The 18,949-nt window shown below is 61.7% G+C and carries 22 protein-coding genes; 11 read left to right on the forward strand and 11 right to left on the reverse strand.

What is annotated here, in order from left to right; genetic code table 11:
- Nucleotide 1 precedes the first annotated feature (1 nt).
- The 8 genes from napE to QE453_RS23410 all read right to left on the reverse strand — a co-directional run bounded on the left by napE (nucleotide 2) and on the right by QE453_RS23410 (nucleotide 7,050).
- A complete protein-coding gene (napE, locus tag QE453_RS23375) occupies nucleotides 2–187 on the reverse strand; it encodes a periplasmic nitrate reductase, NapE protein (protein WP_022557563.1) in 186 nt (61 codons plus the stop codon).
- 181 nt (nucleotides 188–368) lie between these two features.
- Nucleotides 369–1,556 (reverse strand): NnrS family protein, encoded by a 1,188-nt coding sequence (locus QE453_RS23380; protein ID WP_309778291.1) that lies wholly within the window; start codon nucleotides 1,554–1,556, stop codon nucleotides 369–371.
- Entirely contained in the window at nucleotides 1,553–2,305 is a 753-nt protein-coding gene (locus QE453_RS23385) for an ATP-binding cassette domain-containing protein (protein ID WP_309778293.1), read from the reverse strand. The genes QE453_RS23380 and QE453_RS23385 overlap by 4 nt, the downstream gene beginning before the upstream one ends.
- A complete protein-coding gene (locus QE453_RS23390; protein ID WP_142187757.1) occupies nucleotides 2,302–3,111 on the reverse strand; it encodes an ABC transporter permease in 810 nt (269 codons plus the stop codon). Before QE453_RS23390 ends, QE453_RS23385 begins: the two co-directional genes overlap by 4 nt.
- A gap of 1,131 nt (nucleotides 3,112–4,242) precedes the next feature.
- Nucleotides 4,243–4,626, reverse strand: a complete 384-nt coding sequence (locus QE453_RS23395; protein WP_309778296.1) for a hypothetical protein — start codon at nucleotides 4,624–4,626, stop codon at nucleotides 4,243–4,245.
- Entirely contained in the window at nucleotides 4,623–5,561 is a 939-nt protein-coding gene (locus QE453_RS23400; protein WP_309778298.1) for a U32 family peptidase, read from the reverse strand. Before QE453_RS23400 ends, QE453_RS23395 begins: the two co-directional genes overlap by 4 nt.
- Before the next feature lie 5 nt (nucleotides 5,562–5,566).
- On the reverse strand, nucleotides 5,567–6,544 hold the full coding sequence (locus QE453_RS23405; protein ID WP_182591036.1) for a peptidase U32 family protein: 978 nt from the start codon (nucleotides 6,542–6,544) through the stop codon (nucleotides 5,567–5,569).
- A complete protein-coding gene (locus QE453_RS23410; protein WP_072495327.1) occupies nucleotides 6,535–7,050 on the reverse strand; it encodes an SCP2 domain-containing protein in 516 nt (171 codons plus the stop codon). Before QE453_RS23410 ends, QE453_RS23405 begins: the two co-directional genes overlap by 10 nt.
- Nucleotides 7,051–7,199: 149 nt before the next feature.
- On the opposite strand from QE453_RS23410, the gene QE453_RS23415 reads away from it, so the two are divergent.
- Genes QE453_RS23415 through QE453_RS23425 form a run of 3 tightly spaced genes read left to right on the forward strand, consistent with a single transcriptional unit; the run spans nucleotide 7,200 to nucleotide 9,708 of the window.
- A complete protein-coding gene (locus QE453_RS23415; protein WP_072495328.1) occupies nucleotides 7,200–7,550 on the forward strand; it encodes a DUF488 domain-containing protein in 351 nt (116 codons plus the stop codon).
- Between the two features lie 56 nt (nucleotides 7,551–7,606).
- On the forward strand, nucleotides 7,607–9,121 hold the full coding sequence (locus QE453_RS23420; RefSeq protein ID WP_309778300.1) for a UbiD family decarboxylase: 1,515 nt from the start codon (nucleotides 7,607–7,609) through the stop codon (nucleotides 9,119–9,121).
- Nucleotides 9,118–9,708 carry a UbiX family flavin prenyltransferase gene (locus QE453_RS23425; protein WP_309778302.1) on the forward strand — a complete coding sequence of 197 codons (591 nt, stop codon included), beginning with the start codon at nucleotides 9,118–9,120 and terminating at the stop codon, nucleotides 9,706–9,708. Before QE453_RS23420 ends, QE453_RS23425 begins: the two co-directional genes overlap by 4 nt.
- Before the next feature lie 4 nt (nucleotides 9,709–9,712).
- On the opposite strand, the gene QE453_RS23430 is transcribed toward QE453_RS23425, so the two are convergent.
- Entirely contained in the window at nucleotides 9,713–10,390 is a 678-nt protein-coding gene (locus tag QE453_RS23430; RefSeq protein ID WP_072495331.1) for an NnrU family protein, read from the reverse strand.
- A 12-nt stretch (nucleotides 10,391–10,402) separates the two neighbouring features.
- Nucleotides 10,403–10,558 carry a hypothetical protein gene (locus QE453_RS23435; RefSeq protein WP_309778303.1) on the reverse strand — a complete coding sequence of 52 codons (156 nt, stop codon included), beginning with the start codon at nucleotides 10,556–10,558 and terminating at the stop codon, nucleotides 10,403–10,405.
- A gap of 137 nt (nucleotides 10,559–10,695) precedes the next feature.
- Here QE453_RS23435 and QE453_RS23440 point away from each other — a divergent pair, with 137 nt between their 5' ends.
- From QE453_RS23440 to QE453_RS23475, 8 genes are all read left to right on the forward strand, one after another.
- Nucleotides 10,696–11,229 carry a cytochrome c oxidase subunit 3 gene (locus tag QE453_RS23440; RefSeq protein ID WP_072495332.1) on the forward strand — a complete coding sequence of 178 codons (534 nt, stop codon included), beginning with the start codon at nucleotides 10,696–10,698 and terminating at the stop codon, nucleotides 11,227–11,229.
- Nucleotides 11,230–11,234: 5 nt separating this feature from the next.
- Nucleotides 11,235–11,525 carry a hypothetical protein gene (locus QE453_RS23445; protein WP_309778305.1) on the forward strand — a complete coding sequence of 97 codons (291 nt, stop codon included), beginning with the start codon at nucleotides 11,235–11,237 and terminating at the stop codon, nucleotides 11,523–11,525.
- 178 nt (nucleotides 11,526–11,703) lie between these two features.
- Nucleotides 11,704–12,156 (forward strand): cytochrome c, encoded by a 453-nt coding sequence (locus QE453_RS23450; RefSeq protein ID WP_022557547.1) that lies wholly within the window; start codon nucleotides 11,704–11,706, stop codon nucleotides 12,154–12,156.
- A 24-nt stretch (nucleotides 12,157–12,180) separates the two neighbouring features.
- Complete coding sequence (locus QE453_RS23455) at nucleotides 12,181–13,527, forward strand: nitric-oxide reductase large subunit (RefSeq protein ID WP_309778306.1); 1,347 nt, start codon at nucleotides 12,181–12,183, stop codon at nucleotides 13,525–13,527.
- Between the two features lie 63 nt (nucleotides 13,528–13,590).
- Nucleotides 13,591–14,403 carry a MoxR family ATPase gene (locus QE453_RS23460; RefSeq protein ID WP_309778308.1) on the forward strand — a complete coding sequence of 271 codons (813 nt, stop codon included), beginning with the start codon at nucleotides 13,591–13,593 and terminating at the stop codon, nucleotides 14,401–14,403.
- Nucleotides 14,404–14,475: 72 nt separating this feature from the next.
- Entirely contained in the window at nucleotides 14,476–16,374 is a 1,899-nt protein-coding gene (locus tag QE453_RS23465) for a nitric oxide reductase activation protein NorD (RefSeq protein WP_309778309.1), read from the forward strand.
- A 146-nt stretch (nucleotides 16,375–16,520) separates the two neighbouring features.
- Complete coding sequence (locus QE453_RS23470; protein WP_022557544.1) at nucleotides 16,521–16,826, forward strand: DUF2249 domain-containing protein; 306 nt, start codon at nucleotides 16,521–16,523, stop codon at nucleotides 16,824–16,826.
- Between the two features lie 77 nt (nucleotides 16,827–16,903).
- Nucleotides 16,904–17,437 (forward strand): DUF2249 domain-containing protein, encoded by a 534-nt coding sequence (locus tag QE453_RS23475; protein ID WP_309778311.1) that lies wholly within the window; start codon nucleotides 16,904–16,906, stop codon nucleotides 17,435–17,437.
- A gap of 85 nt (nucleotides 17,438–17,522) precedes the next feature.
- On the opposite strand, the gene QE453_RS23480 is transcribed toward QE453_RS23475, so the two are convergent.
- Nucleotides 17,523–18,755: an NnrS family protein gene (locus QE453_RS23480; RefSeq protein ID WP_309778313.1), complete on the reverse strand. Its 1,233-nt coding sequence runs from the start codon at nucleotides 18,753–18,755 to the stop codon at nucleotides 17,523–17,525.
- Nucleotides 18,756–18,949: the final 194 nt, after the last annotated feature.

An 18,949-nucleotide genomic window follows, 5' to 3' on the forward strand; every position in this document is an offset into this window, starting at 1 on the left:
CTCAATGTCCGGGCGGCCCCGGCGGGCCGTAAATGATCTGGAACATCCAGACGATAAAGCCATAGGCTCCAACAAATCCGACCGCCAGAATGGGCCAGATTCCGAAGGCCAGAACGGCGAAGGTCACAAGTTCCCTCGTCCGACCTGGCTTTTCATCTGCGTGTTGAGGCGCGACTATTTTAGGCATATTCGCGTTTCCTATTCGTTTCGAGTCATCATCCCCCAAAAGACAGAAATATTCAACCACTTGATTTTATTGATTATTTATCAAAATTAACATTCATCAAGACGGCTCGCCTAAATCACTGATTTCGCATTGTGCTTCTGCTCAAAAAATAAACATTAGACGGGCAAACAGTGTCTCGCTCTCATCCGCAGGCTCCTGCATCGTCCATGCCAGGCGCGCGCATGAAGGGCAGGAAACTCTGCAACCAGACCCCGAAGCTCACCGCCCACAAAACGGCGCTGAGGCCATGGTGATAGGGAGACAATGTTGCGGCAAAGTCGAATTCCGGGAGGATGCGGACCAGCCCGGCCATCGCCATCAAAAGGGCGGCCACATGCGCCTGCCATGGAAGATGCGTCAGATTGCGGCCCGTATGCCGCAGCCCGGCAATGATGAAGACCGCCATGATGGCGCATCCAAGCGCCCCGACCGAGAGCAGATGCAGCCCTGCGGCGGGCGTAACGGAAAAACCGAGCCGTGTCGCGCCGAGCGCCAGAAAACCCACGCCCGCAAAGGCGTTGCCGAGGCCGAGCAACAGCACCTCGGTCTTAAAGACGGCACGCCCGATGAACCATTCGGCCAGCCGGTCGAAAAAGGCGGCGCCGGCCGCAAGCGAAAGCCAGGCGCAGACATCGCTCTGCGGAAAGAAAAGTTTCGCCGCCATGTAAAGCGTCACCATGGCGCCTGCCATATGCTGGCGGCCGGGATGCGGCCGGTAAGGCGTGGTCTCGCCGCCGGGATCGAGCGCCAGATTGATGACGGCCACATTGATACGTGCGGCGGAAAGCGAAAACAGCACGGTGAAAATGCACAGCGCCGCCTCGAGCATGCGGGATGCAAGTTCGAGATCGCCGCTCCACCAGGCATAACGCACACCGGCTTCAGCCGTCGTAAACAGAAGAAGCCAGATAAGGAACGCCAGGTGTTTCATCGTGCGCCGCGCCAGCATCGCCCTGGCGATGAGAACAGAGAGCGCGAGCAGAAAGGCGAGATCGAAAAAACCTGCAAACAGGCTCCCTGCCTCCATCCCGAGAAAGCCGATAAGGCGGCCCGGCAACCAGAGACCGGCGAGATGAAGCAGCGTTCGTCCCTGCGCCGGCTTCGTGTCCGTCCATTCCGGCACCGCCGAGCCAAGGAAACCGGCAAGCGCCATGCCATAGGTGCCGTAGATCATTTCATGGGCGTGCCATTGCGATGCAGGCACCGCATCGACGAAAGGCAGGGCATAACCACCGATGACGATCCACAGGAGGGGCCAGCCCGCACCGTGCAGTGCGGCCAGAGGGAAAAACAGCCGCAGGGCTTCGGAAAGGATGGGGGGCTGCCTCATCGCACCCGCTCCCTTGCTGAAAACAATTCGGCGAAGGCCGGGCTCTCGGACAGGCGTTCCGCTTCGTCGAAAACCGTACGCGCCATGCGCCGGCCCGGCGAACCCGCGGGCTTATGCGCGGCAATGACTCGGCCATCGACGCCGGAGAGCACGATCAGCCTGTCGGCAACCAGCAACGCCTCATGAAGATCATGGGTGACGAGAAGGGTGGAAAAACCGCGCCGACGGGCGGCGCCCACCAGAAGCTCCTGCAAATGACGGCGCAGGCCGACATCGACGGCGCTGAAGGGCTCATCCAGAAACAGCATGTCCGGCTCCACGGCGAGCGCCCGCGCCACGCCGGCGCGCTGGCGCATGCCGCCGGAGAGTTCCACCGGATATTTGCCGAAATCAGCCACCTCCAGACCGACCTCCAGCGCAAAAAGGCCCGCCCTTTCGCGCCGCTCCCGTCTCGGCAAGCCGGCCGCCGCAAGGCCGTAGGCAATATTGTCGATAAGCGTCATCCACGGCAGCAGCCTCGGCTCCTGAAACACCAGACCCTGCCGGCGATAATGGCGGTGCACGCGGCCGCGAACAGGATCGATGATACCAGCCGCGATCTGTAAAATCGTCGTCTTGCCGCTGCCGGAGGGGCCGAGCAGCGCCACGGTTTCCCCCGGCGCTATGCCGAGATCGAAATTCTCGAACAGGCTGCGGCCGAGAAAGGCGTGGCCGACATGTTCGAAACGCAGGCTGGAACGGTCGCTCATCGTTTGACACCCCATGGCAGTCCGGCGGCGCGCCAGCGTTCCAGCGCCTCGCGCAACAGATGCAGCAGGCCGTAATCGGTTAACAGTGCAAGGCCGACCGTGATGGTGAGCCAGGCGGTGACCTGCGCAATGTCGAACAGCGCGCGTGCGGTGGCCAGTTCGCCGCCAATGCCGCCGGAATTCGAAAGGAGCTCGGCCATGACGGTTACTTTCCACGCGCTTCCCGCCGTCGTCGTCCAGGCCGGGAAGAGGTAGGAGAGAACATGCGGCATGGTGACGGTGCGCAGCCGGTAAAACCAAGGACCGCCGAAGGCCTGCGCCATCACCTCCAGCTGACGGTCCCGCTTGGCGACACCTTCCAGCGCGCCGGCAAAGGACACGGGAGCCGAGGCGATAATGACGGTCATGACAGCCGTGCCGCCGGACGAGCCGAACCAAATGAGCGCCAGAACGATCCAGCCGATGGGCGGCACGCCGAGTAGAACGGTGACGACAGGCTTCATCAACCGCATGGCCGCGAAGGAATAACCCGCCAGCACGCCCGCTACCGTGCCGATGCCGGCGGCGATACCGAAGCCGGTCAGGGCCCTGACGGCGCTCTGCGCCAGGATAGCGAGGAAATCGGGCCGCGCCGCCAAAAGCCCCATTGCCGCGAAGGTCTCCCCCGGCGAAGGCAGGATGAAGGAGCCATAAATCTCGTGCCCGGCCTGCCAGGCGGCGAGAAAACAGAAAATGCCTGAGAGCCCGGCCCAGCCCGCCCAGAGATAGCGGCCCATCCAACCAAGACTTTCGAGAATGCGGTTCATGCCTGCTACACCAGATAAAACCCTTCATCCGGCCGCCGGCCGCCGATGATTGCCGGGTCTGCCTTGGCAAGTTCATCGTAAAACGCCTCGAGATCGGCGCGCGCAGCGCTCGCCTTAAGGGCGCATAGATGACTTGTCGGGAAGGAGGCCGCGATGATGTCGGGCGGAAACCCAAGGCATCAGCGGCCGCAGCGGCCGCCGCCTTCGGATCGGCCATAGCGCTGGCAAGCGCCGTCTCCATGGCGGCCTGTAGAGCCTCTATGCCGGACTTGCCAAGCTTTTGCCGGACCAGCGATGTCAAGGCGAGGCCAGCCTGCGGAATTTCAGCCTTGCCGGCCACCTTCGCCCATTCCCGCTGAATATCAATGGTGCGATGGACGGTCATGAAAAACGACTTCGCCTTGATGAGCACGGCGGTTGCGGCCGGTTCGCTGAGCAGCGCCGCATCCACCCTGCCCGTCAGCAGCAATTGCACAGCTTCCGGCGGCGAGGCGGCATATTCCAGCTTGATGTCGCCGGACTTCAAGCCGTTTTCGGCAACGAGGCGATGCAGCACGAAATCGGGCATATCATTCTTGAACGGCAAAGCGAGCGTCTTGCCGGAAAGGCTTTTCAGGGAGTTCAGCGTCTCGTCTTTCGAAACGATATAGAGCAGGCCCGTGGTCAGCACGTTCAACAGCCCGAGGCCGAGACCGCGATTATGGAGATTGGCGGCGCCGCAGCTCGGCATCACCACCGCCCCCATGGAGCCGGAGGCAACGGCGGCGCGCATTTCATCCGGTGTTTTCCAGGCTTTGAAGAATACTCCGGGTGCGACATCCTTCAGGAACCCGCCCTTTACCGCATGGGCCAGCACCGCGGAGGGCGCGGCCGGAGGGCCATAAAAGGTGAGCGGCGCTTCCGCCTTCGCGACAAGCGGTGCGGCAAGTGTCGCCACCGCGAGCCCGGAAAAGGCCGAAAGAGCCTGACGACGGGTGAAATGATGGGCCATGGTCCTGATCCTTGTTCGCGCCGGAAGCGCCCCCGATGCCCGCACAACCGACCTTGCGGCCCGAAGCGTCACCAACCCGGAAATGACATTTTGCAAGCGGGTGCTCTTTGCGCAGGATCAAACAGAGCCGAAAACAGGGATTATTCACCCATCTTGAGTGAGAGCGCGTCCCGCAGGAGCCGCGAGCCCTCCTGAGCGGCGGCAGCGATATCGAGAAACATCAGGCTTGCGGTTTCAACCACGCCTTGATCCACCGTGTCGTCTTCGGCGAAATCGCAGAGCATCTCGGTCAGGAGCGCGATCTTGCGCCGCTCCTCGCGGGCGGCGGCCAGAAGCTTGACGACATTGCGCTGGCGCTCGAAATCCTCAAGCTCGCGCAGCACGTCGTGCACCTTGTCGCGGCAGCTGCAATCGAGCGCGCTCTGCAAGACAATATCGCGCACCAGATGGATTGCCGCCGCGATATCCGCTCCGCCCGGTGCCGCTGCGGGCAGCTTTTGCTCGCTTTGCCCGTTCGTCGTCATGCATTCACCCCATGCGCCGTGTTGCGGGCACGGGCGATCCAGGCCGCCCCTTCCTGCCCGTGGTAGAAACCATTGGAAAAGGGCACGTCCGGGTAGATTTGCCCGAGACGTGCAAGACCGTCTTCCGCCTCCCCCCTGCCGGCCAGAACGTCGTGATGGATTTGCGCCACCGCAACCATGTCGCAGTCCTGCGGCGACAGCCGGAGGCGGGAAATGCCGGCGGCGGCTAGGTCCTGCAATTCGCCAAGCAGCGACTGGCAGGTATGCGACACCGTCTGTACGCCGTTCAGCGCCAGAAACGACTGCCGGTCAAGCGTGCGTACCGGCAATCCATCCGGATCGTCGCCGCAGACGAACTGGCAATTATCCTTGATATTGCCCTTGGCGCGGGCATGGGCGCAGCGCGCCGAAATGGCGAGCGGCAGGCGGCCGAAGGCGAAGATCTCGAAGTCCACATCAGGCGTCTGCGCCACGATGCGCTCCACCGAGGTCATCGGCAGTTCCGGCGGCAGGCAGATGGCGCTCGCGCCGCGAGACGACAGCAACCGCGCGGTCGCGGCATTATAGACATTCACCATCGGCCCGACGACATGCGGGGTGCCGTGCAGCATGCCGAGCGCGGAAAGATCGTTCGCCTCGACCGGATAGGGACTGTCGGCGATCAGACTGCGCAGGTGGCGGCTTTCCCGCTCCAGCGTCACCAGCGAAAGCGTCGAGAGGATCACCTGTTTTCCGGCACTCTCCAGCCGCTCGATCACCTCTGCCAGATGCGGCTCGGTGAAATGAAACCGTTTGGAGCAGACGGTTTCACCGAGATAAACATGGCTGACGGGCGCTTCATCGGCGATGCGGAAATAGAAATCGCGCCATTTCTCCCCCTGCCAGAGATAGAGGACCGGGCCGAGCGCCAATGTGGTTTTTGCGGGTTTTGCCATCGCCGTCATCTCCAGCGTTTCTCATAAGCGCCAACGGTGGTGCGCTGGCCTTCGCTTAAGAGCCGCAGGCGTGAGAGCAGCCTGCCGCGCTCTTCGGCACCGGCGGAAAGCGCCCGGTGCAGGGTGGAAACCACTTCCGCCACATAGGCCTTGCCGCGCTGGCGACCCTCGATCTTCAGCGCGCTGACCCCCGCCTCGCGCAGCGCATCGATCTGGTCCATCACGTCAAGCGATACCGGATCTTCGAAGGCATAGGACTTGTCATCGGCAATCTCGAAACGGCCCTTGCACAGCGTGGGGTAACCCGCCGCCTCGCCGGCCGGAAATCGGTTGATGGTGTATTCGCCAAGTTCCGACACCAGCGCCTGCCCGTCCTGCCGGTAGCGGACGTGGCTTGCCGGCGAGCAGACGCCGTTCATGTTGGGTGACTTGCCTGTGGCGTAGGAGGATAGCGAGCAGCGCCCTTCCGCCATGACGCAGAGACCTCCGAACACGAAGATTTCGATTTCGCAGCGGATTTGCCGCGCCAGCCGGGCGATGTCGGCAATCGTCAGGGTGCGCGGCAGCACCACGCGTTTCGCGCCGAAGGCATCGACGAGGAAATTCACCGCGTCCGCATTGGAGGCGGAAGCCTGCACGGAGACGTGGATACGCTGCTGCGGATGATGTTCCGCCACATGCGCCATCAGGCCGAAATCGGCAAGGATAAGTGCGTCCGCCCCCGCCTTCACGGCATCGGCCGCCCCGCGATACCAGATATCCTCATTGCCAGCACGCATGAAGGTGTTGAGCGCCACGAAGGTCTGGACACCGCGCTTTTTCGCGTAAACGATGGCCTCGGCAAGTTCCTCGCGGGAAAAATTAAGGCCGGGGAAATTGCGGGCATTGGTTTCATCCCGAAAACCGCAATAGACCGCATCCGCCCCGGCATCCACGGCCTCGCGAAAGGCGGCAGGCGTTCCCGCAGGACAGATCAGTTCCATGCGTCAACTCCCCGCGTTTCGGACAGAACATGGCCACGCAGGCGGTTCGCGACACGCGTTATCATGGGCGCGAAAGGCCCGGCAAATGCACCGAGGTCACGCGGCAGATCGATGCCGCTGTCATCAAGCGCATTGCGCAGCGCCAGCATCGCCTCCATGTCGCCGGTGACGCTGAGATCACGCGAAAAGAACAGCGCATCGGCATCCTGCCGCCCCTCCATCAGCGCAAGCAGCATGAAAAGCGGTCCCTCGACCGCCGCATCCGCCTTGGCCAAGCGAGCCTTGCGGCTGACGGTGATGGCGCGACCTGCCGGCTCGACCATGAAGGCGAAGGGGAGATCGACGGGCAGAAAGGCGTAGCGCTTGCCACGATGTTCACCGAGCCGGACGAACATATCCGGATGCCGCTTCATGATCTGTGCCAGCATCGCCGCCGTCGCTCGCTGCACCACGGCAAGGGGTAGGAAATTCATGGGGCGGGCGATGGCGGCGGGAAAAGATCTCATGAAAGGTCCTGTCGGCTCAGTTGCGGGCGGCAACCTAACCGCAGCGCGCGGGTGGCGGTTTGAGCGAACGCAAAGACAGGGAAATTTTCAGGTGCGCCTTCACAAAAGCCGCTATAATTCATTCACTTGCCAAGCGACGGAGGCCGCCCGTGTCCGATTTAAGGGTCAAACGGATTTACGAACCCGCCAGCGACGATGACGGCGCGCGCATTCTGGTGGACCGGCTCTGGCCGCGCGGCATGAGCAAGGAAAAGGCAAAGCTTTCCCTGTGGATGAAGGACATCGCGCCCAGCAACGAATTGCGCAAGAACTTCTCCCATATGCCGTCTCGCTTTGAGGAATTTACCCGGCATTATCATAAGGAACTCTCGGCCAATCCCGATGCCGTGGCGCACATGAAGGAGCTGATGGCGAAAGGCCGCGTCACGCTGCTTTATGCCGCCCATGATATCGAACATAACCACGCCCTGGTTCTCGCCGACTATCTTCGTTCGCATTGAAGCCGCATTTGCGGCAGCGCAAGGACATGCCGCACTGCCATCGGCAAACAGGCGGCATGAGAGACGAGAAAACAGAAACTAAACCCGCCCACGCAGCCGATCTGCGCAGTTTCGCCCGGTTGCTGGAAGAACGCGGGCAGCTGCGGCGAATTCGCCAGCCGGTCTCGCTGGTGCACGAAATCACCGAAATCCACCGCCGCGTGCTCGCCGATGGCGGGCCGGCGCTGCTTTTCGAGCAACCCGTCGACCATGAGGCAAAGGTGCGGGACATGCCGCTGCTTACCAATCTTTTCGGCACGCGGCAACGTATCGAGTGGGGGCTGGGGCTTGAGACCGGCGGCCTGCCCGCACTTGGACAAAAGCTCGCCGAATTACGCGAGCCGGGACCACCGAAATCCATGGCCGAGGCATGGGGTAAGCTGCATTTGCTGAAAGCCGCACTTTCGATGCGGACACGCAACGTCTCACGCGCGCCGGTGCAGGAAAGGGTGCTGACGGGCGATGCTGTCGACCTCGCCCGCCTGCCGGTGCAATGGTGCTGGCCGGGCGAACCGGCCCCGCTCGTCACCTGGCCGCTGGTCATCACCCGTTCGCCTGACGATCCCGATGATATCAATGTCGGCATCTATCGCATGCAGGTGCTGGGCCCGGACAGGGTGATCATACGCTGGCTGGCGCATCGCGGCGGCGCGCATCACCACCGGCTGTGGCGAGCGCGCGGGCTGGATATGCCCGTTACCGTCGCCATCGGTGCCGATCCCGCCACCATTCTCGCCGCCGTCATGCCGCTTCCCGACCATATCAGCGAGCTTGGCTTCTCCGGCCTGCTGCGCGGCTCGAAAAGCCGCATTGCCAGAGCCTTGACCGTGCCGATGCCGGTGCCCGCCAATGCCGAAATCGTACTGGAAGGGACCGTCTCAGTAACGGAAAAGGCACTCGAAGGCCCCTATGGCGACCATACCGGCTATTATAATTCGGTCGAATCCTTCCCGGTCATGACGCTCTCGGCAATCACCATGCGCCGCGATCCGATCTATCTTTCCACCTATACCGGCCGGCCGCCGGATGAGCCTTCGGTTCTCGGCGAAGCCATGCTCGACATTTTCCTGCCGCTCGTGAAAAAGCAGTTTGCGGAAATTGTCGATCTGTGGATGCCGCCGGACGCCTGTTCCTACCGCGTCATGGTCGCTTCCATCGACAAGCGTTATCCCGGTCAGGCAAAGCGGGTGATGATGGGCCTCTGGTCGATGCTGCCGCAGTTCAGCTATGTGAAGCTCATCATTCTGGTCGATCCCGACATTGATGTGCGCAACTGGGCAGATGTCATCTGGGCGCTCTCAACCCGTTTCGACGCCTCGCGCGATACGATGATCATAAACGATACGCCCATCGATTATCTCGACTTCGCCTCGCCGAAAGCCGGGCTCGGCGGCAAGATGGGGCTGGACGCCACCCGCAAGCTGCCGCCGGAGACGGAGCGCGAATGGGGCCGTGTGCTGTCGATGACGCCTGACGTGATCGCGAAAGTGGATCTGATGTGGCGCGATCTCGGCCTTGGAGAACGGCTATGATCCCGTACCGCGTCGTGGTCGGCGTCACCGGCGCTTCGGGTGCCGGCATTGCGTTGCGTATTGTCGAGCGCCTTGCCGGGATGAAAAGCGTCGAAATCCATCTCGTCCTGTCGCAATCCGCCAGACGCACCGTGTTGCATGAGGAAGGGGCGCAAGCCATGGGGCGGATGTTCTCACTCGCTGGCGTCAATCATGCCGTCGACGATATCGGCGCGGCGATTGCCAGCGGCTCTTTCCCGACGGCCGGCATGATCGTCGCCCCCTGCTCCATGCGCACACTTACGGCCATCGCAACCGGGTTTTCGGACAATCTTCTCACCCGCGCCGCCGATGTGCATCTGAAGGAACGCCGGAAACTTGTGCTGATGACGCGCGAGACGCCGCTGCATCTCATCCATCTGCGCAACATGTGCACGGTGACGGAGGCCGGCGCCATCGTCATGCCGCCGGTGCCGGCCTTTTACAACAGACCGCAAAGCGTCGCCGATATTGTCGACCAGATGGCCGCTCGCGCCATCGATCAGCTCGGTATCGCGCCCGCGCCACAGGCGCCGATATGGCAGCCGCATATGGTGAAGACGTCGTGAGCCATCAAAGATAGGCCATCGGGTCAGCACCAAAGAGCGCGGCATGACCACCGGCCAGCAGCCACCACACCGTCAACCCTGTCAGCGCCGCGGCTAGCAGCATCGGCCCGTCCACGGCGAGGCGCGTTTTGCCGGAAAGCATTGCTGCGAAAGGGATCGTTGCATTTTTAGCAGCCGCCGCGCTCCATGCATTACCCAGTCTTTTCCGCGCGCGTTTTTCGGTCATCGCCATCCCGCCAAGCGAAAACAGCGCAAAGCCGCCGAACAGGATGACGGAACGCAGGTCGCCATTCGGCACGACATGCCCCAACGACCAGAACAGAAAGCCGACGAGTACCGGGTGCCGCGTGATGCGCACGATTGCCCCCGGTCTATCTCCCTGCCGCACGGAAATGGAAAGCGGATTGACGCTGAGGAGGCCGGCCAGCACGAAAAACAGGCCAATCGGCGCTGCCAGAAAGGTGACATGCGCCTGCCAGGGCGCAACATCCCAAAGCGGAATATAATCGACCGACAGCGCGGCATAAAATACCCAGCCCAGCGTCAGAAGCGAAACGGCGGAATAAGTCCCGAAATAGGCGGGCCTGCCGATGGCCGCAATCAGCCGGCCGCGCACGGCAGGTACGGCGGGAATGGAATGCAGCGCCACGAAAAGCGAAAGAGCGGCGACAAGTTCAAGCATGTGACTGCCTTCTTACTGGTTCAGGAACAGCACCGAAGCAATGGCCACGGAGGCAAGCACGGCGGAAACCGCACCCATGCGCTGCAACACACCCATACGGTAGAACAGCACCGCAAAGCCAACGATAATAGGGGTTGCGACAATCAGCCCGACCTGCGCGTCGTTCATGGGAAGCTCCATTTTCCAGAGTTGCGCTTTGTCATGACAATAGGACTTTGCACGCTCCCTTCTTTGACCGACCGCAAAGAAGCGGGGTTTGAGGACGCCTAAGCGTGGCTTGCTGTTTTACAATTACGGACAAGACCATGGCGATCAATACGGAAGAGGAAAGCGGAAGCCTGCTTTTGTGGATTCTGGTCTGGAGCGAACTTGCCGCTTTCGGCGCGCTGACCGGTGCCTTCATCATTGCCTTCGCCCTCAAGCCCGAGGCCTTCGCCGCCGCGCGCCAACATCTGCAGCCGCAGCTTGCCGGTCTCAATACGCTGATTTTGCTGGCGAGCGGCTGGCAGGCGGCCGTTGCGGCCAGTCGCCACACCGCGCTGCCGGGAAGAAGGCGGGCGCTCGCGCTTGCCGGCCTGCTGGGCTTCGTTTTCGTCGGCGTAAAACTCTATGAATATTCCACCGAAATCGCCTTCGCCTCCGATCCCGCCTATGGCGCTTTCTTCGAGCTTTATTTCCTGCTCACCGGCTTCCATCTGCTGCATGTCGTCTTCGTGGCCGTGCTGCTGTTTCTCGTCGCAGTCTTCCCGAAAAACGAGAACGTCACGCTGGTGACGACGCTGTGGCATGTCATCGATCTGGTCTGGATCGTCATTTTTCCCATCGTCTATCTGGTTTGACAGTCATGATCCACCGCACCTCCCGCCAGCTTGCAAGAAGTTTTGCAGTGCTCGCCATTCTCGTTCTCGCCAGTACGGCCGCCGTCACCTCGTGGAAGGCGGCGCTTCTGCCGCCGGTTGCCGTCGCCTGCCTGATGCTGCTTTTCGCGCTCCTGAAATCCAGACGCGTCATCGACGATTTTCTGGGTTTTGGCGAAGAGCGGGGCCTGCTGCGCACGGCACTTCTGGCATGGCCGGCCATCTTTGCCGCCGCAGCCCTTTTGCGGGCATTCCTGCAGGGCATTTTGCCGCTCTGAAAAGGCGGACCACACCACCTGTCCACTTGTTTGCCAAATGGCAAAGAACGCCGGCAGCCAGCGGCTAGAAAGGCGTCAGACCCCACCGCATTCCGCCAGCCTGCTGGCAAATCCCGGCAAGAGGGTTCGATCAAGCCAGTCCGCATAAGCGGTCTTCCGGATGGAAAGGACCATTGGCATGGCAGAACGCCTGACCAAAACAGGAGCGCGAAACGTCTTTTACGGCGGCTCCATCTTCTTCTTCGCCATATTTGTCGGGCTGACCGCCCATAGCCATTATTACATGCGCACCACCTCGACGGATGAAAGCACGCTGACGGAAAGCGTCGCGCGCGGCAAACATGTGTGGGAGAAAAATTCCTGCATCAACTGTCACACGCTGCTCGGCGAAGGCGCCTATTTCGCGCCCGAACTCGGCAATGTCTGGAAGCGCTATGGCGGCGTGGACGACAAGGATGCGGCGCGCGATTCCATCAAGGCCTGGATGGCAGCCCAGCCCACCGGCATCGAGGGCCGGCGCCAGATGCCGCAGTTCAATCTCACCGAACAGGAACTCGATGATCTCGTCGACTTTCTCGAATGGACGAGCCGGATCAAGACGCAGAACTGGCCGCCGAACGATGCGGGTTGAGGCTGACGGCAAGGAGATGACGAGATGAAATACCAGACGCAAAAAGTCGCCATGCTGTATTTTTACGGCGCAATCGGGCTGTTCGTGGCGCAGATCCTGTTCGGCGTCGTCGCCGCGACGATCTACGTGCTGCCCAATACGCTTTCCGAGCTTCTTCCCTTTAACATCGTGCGCATGATCCACACCAATGCCCTTGTGGTTTGGCTGCTGATGGGTTTCATGGGTTCGACCTTCTATCTTCTGCCGGAAGAAACGGAAACGGAGCTTTACAGCCCCAAGCTCGCCATCTCGCAGTTCTGGATCTTCCTGGTGGCCGCCGCCGTCGCCGTGGTCGGTTATATCTTCCGCATCCATGAGGGCCGCGAATTCCTCGAACAGCCTTTCGCCATCAAGGTCGGTATCGTGCTTGTCGTCCTGATGTTCCTGTTCAACATCACCATGACAGCGCTGAAGGGCCGCAAGACCACCGTCATCAACATCCTGCTCTTCGGCCTCTGGGGTCTGGCGATCTTCTTCCTCTTCGCCTTCTACAACCCCATGAACCTCGCGCTCGACAAGATGTACTGGTGGTACGTCATCCATCTGTGGGTGGAAGGCGTGTGGGAACTGATCATGGCCTCGATCCTCGCCTTCCTGATGATCAAGCTCAACGGCATCGACCGCGAAGTGGTGGAAAAATGGCTCTATGTCATCGTCGGCCTCGCCCTCTTTTCGGGCATTCTCGGCACCGGCCACCATTATTACTGGATCGGCGCGCCCGGTTATTGGCAATGGATCGGCTCGCTCTTCTCGACGCTGGAAGTGGCCCCCTTCTTCACCATGGTCATCTTCACCTTCGTTATGACCTGGAAGGCCGGCCGCAAGCATGAGAACCGCGCAGCGCTTCTGTGGTCGATCGGCTGCTCGGTCATGGCCTTCTTCGGCGCCGGCGTCTGGGGTTTCCTGCACACGTTGTCTTCGGTGAACTATTACAGCCACGGCACGCAGCTTACCGCCGCGCACGGCCACCTCGCCTTCTTCGGCGCCTATGTGATGCTGAACCTTGCGATGATGGCCTACGCCATCCCCGAAATGAAGAACCGCGCGCCCTACAACCAGTGGCTTTCGATGACGAGCTTCTGGGTGATGTGCACGGCCATGTCGGTCATGACCTTCGCGCTGACCTTTGCCGGCGTGGTGCAGATCCAGCTTCAGCGCGTCATGGGCGAAAGCTTCATGGATGTGCAGGACCAGCTGGCGATCTTCTACTGGATCCGTCTCGGCTCCGGTTTCGCAGTTCTCATTTCGGCGGTCATGTTCATCTGGGCAGTCCTGGTGCCGGGCAAGCAGAAACAGGGCGACGTCGCCCGCCTCGTGCAGCCCGCCGAATGAGAAACGGACCGGCTCTCCTTTTCCCCCGAGAGCCGGTCCTTACCACCAACCATGGAGATGACCATGAATACGATTTTCCGCCCCCCGCTGCAGCCTTTGCCGGACACGCCGTTCTATACCCCGCTTGGCAATGAATGCACGCTGTTCGAAAGCGCCTGGGTGCGGCAATTGCCGCTGCTGCTGAAAGGCCCGACAGGTTGCGGCAAGACCCGTTTCGTCAGCCATATGGCGGCGAAACTCGGCCTGCCGCTTTCGACCGTTTCATGTCACGACGATCTTGCCGCCGCCGATCTGACCGGTCGTTACCTGCTGAAAGGCGGTGAAACCGTGTGGATGGACGGCCCGCTGACACGATCCGTGCGTCAGGGCGGCATATGTTACCTCGACGAGATTGTGGAAGCGCGCAAGGATGTGGCCGTTGTGCTGCATCCGCTCACCGACGACCGTCGTATCCTGCCGCTGGACCGCACCGGCGAGGTGCTGGAAGCGCCCTCGGGTTTCATGCTCGTCGTATCCTACAATCCCGGCTACCAGAACCTGCTGAAAAGCCTGAAACCCAGCACCCGCCAGCGCTTCGTCGCCATTGAATTCGATTTTTTGCCGAAGGAGCAGGAGATTGCGGTCGTTTCGCATGAAAGCGGGCTCGATGCGCGCGACGTCGAGCCGCTCGTCGATCTCGCCCACCGGTTGCGCGGCCTGAAAGGTCACGATCTGGAAGAAGGCGTCTCCACCCGCCTGCTCGTTTATTGCGCCAGCCTCATCGATACCGGCCTTCCCGCCCGTCAGGCCGTGCGCGCGGCGATGATCGAGCCGCTGACCGACGAGCCTGACGTGAAGGCCGCGCTGCATGAAGTTGCGGATGCGATCATTCGATAGGGCGCATTTTTATCCGTATCGGAATGCGCGGCGAGGCCCTCGCATTCCGGCCTGATGCCATGAGGATAAACCATGCTGGACTTTCTGGAACTGGAAGAAACCGTCGGCCGCGCCTGGCACAGGCTGATCGGCGATACCGGCACATGGTTGCGCTTTCCGGATCACGCCGTGAAGCTGGAAGATATGCAGGCCGTGCTGGCCATTTGTTTCCGCGGTTTTGGCGGTGAACACGCGGTGCAGATCGCTCCCGCCCGCGCGCGCACTTCCAGCCACCGGTTGAGGCTGCGCCAGCGCATGGGCCTTGGCGAAGAGAAGCTCGCCCAACCCGGACGCGATCATGCCACGCTGATGCTGCCGCCGATGCTCGATCTGTTTCCCGACCGGTGCCTCAACCGCGATCTTTATCTCTGGCTCGCCGCCGCCATGGCGATGATGCCGCTTAAACCGGTCGTGGCTGCCGATCCGCTGCGCAACGATCTTGCCCGGCTCGACCGCGCCGCGGAGCTGGCCAAGACCGTAACCCGTACCTTTCCCGGCATGAAGACCCGCTATCGCCGGCTATGCGCCGCCATGCTCGCGGTGCGGCAAAAGCGGCCACTGCCGCAGGCCGAACAGCAGGTGGAACAACGGGTGCTTTCCATGCTGGCCGATGCGGCAGGGATAGAGGGACATGAGCCACCCGCCGGCTTTCTGGCCAAAGCGCCGCCACGCTACCTGCCGATGCTGCCGGTGCCGCTGTGGCCGGATACGCTGCTGCGCGAGACATCCGAGGCCCGGCACGGCGAGGACCAGCCGGCCTCCAATGCAGCGCCGCAGAGTGCGGAGGCCGCCCGTCATATCGCCGTGCGCGAAAAAACTGAGAACCGCCAGACCGAACGCAGCCCCTTCATCCTCAACCGTTTCGAAAAAATCCTCGCCATGGCGGAGATGGTCAATGTCGATCGTCCCGGTGACGATAGCGACGATGCCGACGGCAGCGCAGCCGACGAACTGGATGACATGACGCTGGGCGAGAGAAAGGGACGGCCTTCCGCCCGCTTCCGCTTCGATCTGGACCTGCCGCCCGAAGCATTGAACCATACCCCGCTGACAGCGGAGCTGACCTATCCCGAATGGGATTATCGCAGCGGTACCTATCTCGCCGATCATTGCCGGGTCATCGCCGGTCCGGCGAAAGACGCCGAAACGGCATCGGAACCCGACCCGGACACCAAGAGCCTCATCCGTCGGATCAGGCGGCAATTCGAGGTGCTGCGGCCACGCCACGAGATGCTGCGCGCCCAGCTTGACGGCAATGATCTCGATCTTGACGCCGTGGTGCGCGCGAGAAGCGACATCGCCGCCGGAGGACAGGGCAGCGACCGCATTCATATGGCAAGCCGCCCACAGGCGCATGATCTTGCCGTAATGATCCTCGTCGATGTGTCCTTGTCCACCGATGCGTGGTTCGACAATCGCCGGGTGCTGGACGTGGAAAAGGAAGCCCTGGTGGTGCTTGCCCACGGGCTTTCCGCCTGTGGCGACAGTCACTCCATCATGACCTTCACCTCCCGCCGCCGTTCGTGGGTGCGGGTGGAAACGGTGAAAGATTTCGATGAGCCGATGGGCCACACCGTCGAGCGTCGCATCGCGGCGCTGAAGCCCGGCTTTTACACCCGTATCGGCCCCGCCATCCGCCATGCCAGCGCCAAGCTGCATGAAAGGCCGGAGCGCCGCAAGCTGCTTCTGCTGCTAACGGACGGGAAGCCGAACGATGTCGACCACTATGAGGGCCGCTTCGCCATCGAGGACAGCCGCCGTGCGGTCTCCGAGGCCAGACGTTCGGGCGTAAGCGTCTTCGGCGTGACCGTCGACAGCAAGGCGCAATCCTATATTCCAGCAATGTTCGGCCAGAACGGTTATGCCATCGTCAGCAGGATAGCGAAGCTGCCATCGGCGCTGCCGGCAATCTATCGCAGCCTTGCCGGATGACGCATGTCACGCAGACGGACCTGACGAGTCTCAGGTTTGTTTGCGCGGCGACAATGTCTCCCAACGCCAAGGCGGATAGGTTTTTCCAGTCCGCCGGCCAGCCGCACCGCCGGGCATCATTCCATCCGCGGCCACGGAGCCAGCCTATGTCCGAAGCCCAAAGTGCGACCAATATCGATGTGCGCATCATTCCGCATCGCGAACGCCATCCGCGCATTTTCGGTGCACTTGGCGCGTTGACCGAGGGTCAATCGCTACAGATCACCAGCGATCACGATCCCCGTCCACTGCTTTACCAACTCGCCACCAATTTCCCCGGCCAGTTCGGCTGGGAATATCTCGAACAGGGTCCGGACGTCTGGCGTCTCGATATCGGCCGGCTGGAAGAACAGGCCGAAGGTTCGGAAGACGATATCTCCGGCTGCGAATGCTGCTGCGGATCCGAACATTGACCCGAGCGCCTGCGGCATGGTGAAAATTCCTCTGGCGGACGGCCCCGCCGCCGCCAGCCGACAGATGAGGTGATGCAATGACGGAAATGATCAGGGAACTCGATGTCCGGCCGCTTTTGCTGCGCGGCGGCGAGCCTTTTCCGGCCATCATGGAAGCCGTGGCAGGGCTTGCGCCCGGTGAGGCGCTGCGATTATACGCCACCTTCCGGCCCAGTCCACTGTTCAAGGTGATGGCGGAACGCGGTTTCAACCATCAGGTCCGGGAAATCGGCGGCGGCGACTGGGAGGTGCTGTTCACGCCGCGATCCAGTGAAGCCGAGCAGATTTCCGTGTCGCCCGCGCTTGCGGGCAACGCGGAGGAGCCGCAGATATGGCCCGACCCGGTCGTCTATCTCGATCTGAGCGATGAGGCGACCGGGGGTCAAACGACCCGTACGCTTGCCGCACTTGACCGTCTTCCCCTAGGTTCCGTGATCTTCTTGCTGATGCCGCAGGAACCGACCTTCCTCTACCCGGAGCTTCTGGCCCGGGGTCATCAATGGGCCGGAAATTTCGACGAGGCGCGTACGGCGTTTCGCATCTTCATCCGCGCCGGTGCCGGTGCGCATTGAACCAGAAGTCAAACTCCCGGAAAACGAAACGCCCCTGAAATTGCTTCAGGGGCGTTTTGTTTTGGCGGTATGGCAAGCAGGCCTTCTAGGCTTTGAGCGGTTTGCGCTCGCGCATCAGGATTGGCCCGTACTCGAAGCAGAACAGACCGAAACTCACGATCCAGAGAAGCGCCGAGCAGGCGTAGAGACGCATCATCGCGCCGGGGAAGAACTCGGCTGCCGGCCTCAGCAGTGCGCAGGCGATCAGCGCCACATAAGCGGCAATAGTGACTTTGCTAGCCGCGAGCTTTCGTCCGGTATGGCCGAGGCTCGCTCTGGTCATCACCGCAAGCATCATGCAGCCGATGACGCCGACGGTGAAGACATGCAGGACCGAGCGTGTATCCATGACATCGAGAGCCGCCAGCGCGATGGCGATGAAACCGGCGGGGATGAAGGCATAGGCCGCATGCAGCACCACCAGCACCTGGTCCGGCCATGTCGTCCAGCCGCGCCAGCGGATGAGCCGCACCGCATGCATGCAAGCCGCCAGAAGCGCCGTTGTCACGGCCAGCATGCTCTCGGGTTCCATTGTCCAGGTGGCCAGCGCCGCAACGCCGGTGAGGATGGCGGCGGTGTCGAAGCCGTTATAGGGCACAGGAAAATCCGTGCGGCCGAAACGGTTCAGCCAGTTGCGAGTGAAACTCGGCACGATCCGGCCGCCGACGATAATGACGAGCACGGTGTAGGCTGAGACGGCAAGACGGGTCGCCATCTGGCTCAGGTCGCCTTCAACCGCCGCCAAATGGAAAACGATGTTGGCGACGGAAAGCGCCAATAGCCCACCCAGCACTTTGAGGTCCTTCCACTTGCGCCCTGCAATGACCTCGCGCGCGCAGATCGTGAGAAGTGCCGGCAGGAAAAGTCCGTCAACGGTTGCGGCGGTGACCACACCCACCGTGTCTGGCACGAGCAGGAAGATCCGGCCCGCGCACCACAGCGCAAACAGCCAGACCAGCGGTTTGCCCGATACGGGCAGCCGCCCCGTCCAGTTGGGCACAGCCGTCAAGAGAAAGCCGGCCAGCACCGCTGAAGCGAAACCGAACAGCATCTCATGGGCATGCCAGTTCGGCGCGCCGTAATCTCCGCCAAGGTCAATGAAGCCGGAAAGTGCTGCGATCCACAACATCATCGCCACAATGGCCCAAAGGGCGCCACCGAGAAAAAACGGCCGGAAGCCATAAGAAAAGACAACCGGGCCGGTGCGTGCCAGCCCCCTTGGAATGCCGCCCTTTGGCCGGCTGCGCCCCTGGGTGGGAACGGTTTGGCTGCCACTCATTGTAATGCTCCTCATTTGGTCTTGACATATGTCTAGACGCAATCCCGTCTCGCTTCTTTGCGAACAGGCAAAGAGGAGGTGCTACCCGTCCGCATGAAGCCGTAACCGCCTGCCAAAATGTCGCAGGTGGCCCGACGCGCAGTTTGCTCCATCTCAAATTGTATTTCCGTACCTCCACTACAAATGCTGTGACA

The organism is Agrobacterium sp. SORGH_AS_0440 (assembly GCF_031453135.1).
Lineage (GTDB): Bacteria > Pseudomonadota > Alphaproteobacteria > Rhizobiales > Rhizobiaceae > Agrobacterium > Agrobacterium pusense.